Origin of the sequence: Streptomyces sp. PA03-6a (assembly GCF_033792765.1) — a bacterium.
Lineage (GTDB): Bacteria > Actinomycetota > Actinomycetes > Streptomycetales > Streptomycetaceae > Actinacidiphila.
Window position 1 is genome coordinate 1 of sequence record NZ_JARAVK010000502.1, and the last position, 2,598, is coordinate 2,598.

The 2,598-nt window shown below is 74.1% G+C and carries 3 protein-coding genes; 2 read left to right on the plus strand and 1 reads right to left on the minus strand.

The window, feature by feature from the left end; translation table 11 throughout:
* A partial coding sequence (locus PV350_RS46065) for a S8 family peptidase (protein ID WP_500339242.1) occupies positions 1 to 900 on the plus strand: 900 nt, incomplete at its 5' end.
* 60 nt (positions 901 to 960) lie between these two features.
* On the opposite strand, the gene PV350_RS46070 is transcribed toward PV350_RS46065, so the two are convergent.
* Complete coding sequence (locus PV350_RS46070; RefSeq protein ID WP_499511747.1) at positions 961 to 1,302, minus strand: chaplin; 342 nt, start codon at positions 1,300 to 1,302, stop codon at positions 961 to 963.
* A gap of 200 nt (positions 1,303 to 1,502) precedes the next feature.
* Between PV350_RS46070 and PV350_RS46075 the strand changes: the two genes are divergently transcribed.
* Positions 1,503 to 2,598 (plus strand): glycoside hydrolase family 6 protein (locus PV350_RS46075; protein WP_500339243.1); only part of this gene is annotated, 1,096 nt, incomplete at its 3' end.

Genomic DNA, 2,598 nt, shown 5'->3' on the forward strand with positions numbered 1-2,598 from the left:
CCACCCGGCCCCGCCTCGCCCTCGGCCCCCGTACCGGACTCCTCCGGACCGCGGGCGACGGGCGTACGCGCCCTGGGCGGCTTCACGCCCTGGGGCCTGACCCGGATCAACAACCGGGCCCTCGGGGGCACCGGCTTCTCGGTGCGGGCCACCGGGGCCAAGGTCACCTCGTACATCGTCGACAGCGGCATCGAGTTCTCCCACCCGGACTTCGCCGGTCGTGCCGTGCCCGGGTACGACGCGATCGGCGACGGCCTGGACGGCGGGGACTGCAACGGCCACGGCACCCACGTGGCGGGCGTCGTCGGCGGCACCTACACCGGTGTCGCCCGCAAGACGACGCTGGTGTCGGTGCGGGTCTTCCCGTGCGTCGGGCGTACGTCGACCTCCGCCGTCATCGCGGGCATCGACTGGGTGGCCGGGAACGCGAAGAAGCCCGCCGTGGCGAACCTGTCGCTGTCCGGGCGCTGGTCGCCGGCGGCCAACCGTGCCGTCGAGGGGCTGGCGGCGGCCGGGGTGTTCCCGGTGGCCGCGGCCGGGAACGACAACCTCAACGCGTGCTTCGTCTCACCGGCCAGCTCGCGGACGGCCTTCACGGTCGGGGCGATCGACCAGGAGGACCGCCGTGCCTGGTTCAGCAACTGGGGCACGTGCGTCGACATCCACGCACCGGGCATGGGCATCCTGTCGGCGTACCTCAACGGCAGCTTCCGCGACATGGACGGCACGTCGATGGCCGCCCCGCACGTCACCGGGATCGCCGCCCTGTACAAGGACACCCACGGGGACGCGTCCTTCACGGCGCTCAGCCAGTGGCTGACCGGTCACGCCCTGCGCAACGTGCCCATCGACGGTGGTTACGGCACCGCGCGGCTGACGGCCTACACGAACGGCCTGTGACATGGCGGGGCCGCCGGAGGAGGTGACCTCCGGCGGCCCCGGCAGGTGTGACGGTTCGCGTCAGCCGTTGATGCAGACGTTGCCCGCGACCGGGTTCAGCAGGCCGATCGCGTTCAGGCCGTTGCCGCAGACGTTGATCGGGACGTTGATGGGCACCTGGATGACGTTGCCGCTCAGGATGCCGGGGGAGCCGGCGGCGATGGCACGGGCGTTGGCACCGCTGCGGCGGTTGCCGTAGCCGTAGCCGTCGAAGCCATAGCCCTTGCCGTAGCCCTTGCCGTAGCCGTGGCTGCCGCCCTTGCCACCGCCGTCGTAGCCGCTCGCGAGGGCAGTGGTGGCGGAACCGAGGACGAGGGCACCGGTGGCGACCGTCAGGGCGACAGCCTTGGAGAAACGCTTCACTTCTGATCCTTTCGGACTGGAGGGGACCAAAGGTCGTGATCTGACCAACGACCCGATTTGTCCATGGATGCGCATGATCACCCGAATAGTCGTACCGGATTCGGATAGCACATGACGCTTCGTCAGTTATTCGGTCTCCGGGCGACCGTTCGGCGCACCAGAAGCGGCGTGGCCCGGCGGTCGATGTGACGGTGGGTCACATGGTTCTCGCTGCGATCGCACGTGCCCGACGGTCCGGCGCACGCACCGTACGCGTGGTGGCCGGGCTGGCCGGAGCGGCGGTGCTGCTGTCACCGGGGTGGGCCGCAGGCCCGGCCCTGGCGGAGGCCCCGCCGGCCACCGGGGGGCCCTCCCCGTTCTGGGTGGACCCGGACAGCCGGGCCGCCCGGCAGGCCGACGCCTGGGAGGCCCGCGGCCGGACGGCGGACGCCGCGCTGCTGCGGCGGATCGCCGACCAGCCGCTGGCCACCTGGCTCGACGACCGGACCCCGGACGCCGCGGGCGAGGCCCGCCGGATCACCGCGGCGGCCGAACGCGCCCACCGCATCCCGGTGCTGGTCCTCCACGACCTCCCGCGGCGCGACTGCGTCCGCCGCCCGCCCGGCGCCGCCGACGCGGCCGCCTATCGCCGCTGGATCACCGGCGTCTCCGGCGGCATCGGCGGCCGTCCGGCCGTGGTGGTCCTCGAACCGGACGCGGTCGCCGGCCTGGTGGCCGGCTGCGGGGGAGCCGCCCCCGGGCCGCCCCCGGGCCGGGCGGCGCTGCTGGCCGAGGCCGTGGGGCTCCTCAAGGCGCGTACCGGTACCCGGGTCTACCTCGACGCGGGGAACCCGGGGCGGGTCCCCGACCTGCGCGCGCTCGCCGCGGCGCTGCGGCTCGCCGGGATCGGCCGGGCCGACGGCTTCGCGCTGAACGTCGCCGGCTTCCACACCACCGGGGTCAGCACGGAGTACGGCGACCGGCTGTCCGGGCTGCTCGGCGGCGCCCACTATGTCATCGACACCAGCCGCAACGGCAAGGGCCCCTGGGCGGCCGTACGCAGGAACGCGCAGTCCTGGTGCAATCCGCCGGACCGGGCGCTCGGCCCCGCGCCCACGGTGCGCACCGGCAGTCCGCTGGTGGACGCCTACCTGTGGGTGAAACAGCCCGGTGAGTCCGACGGCGCCTGCCGGGGAGCGCCGCCCGAGGGGCACTGGTGGGCGGCGTACGCGCTCGAACTGGCCCGGGAGGCCGGGCGGCGGTCGGCGGCACGGGCGTTGCGACCCGCCCCCGCCGTACCCACCTGGACCCCGTCGG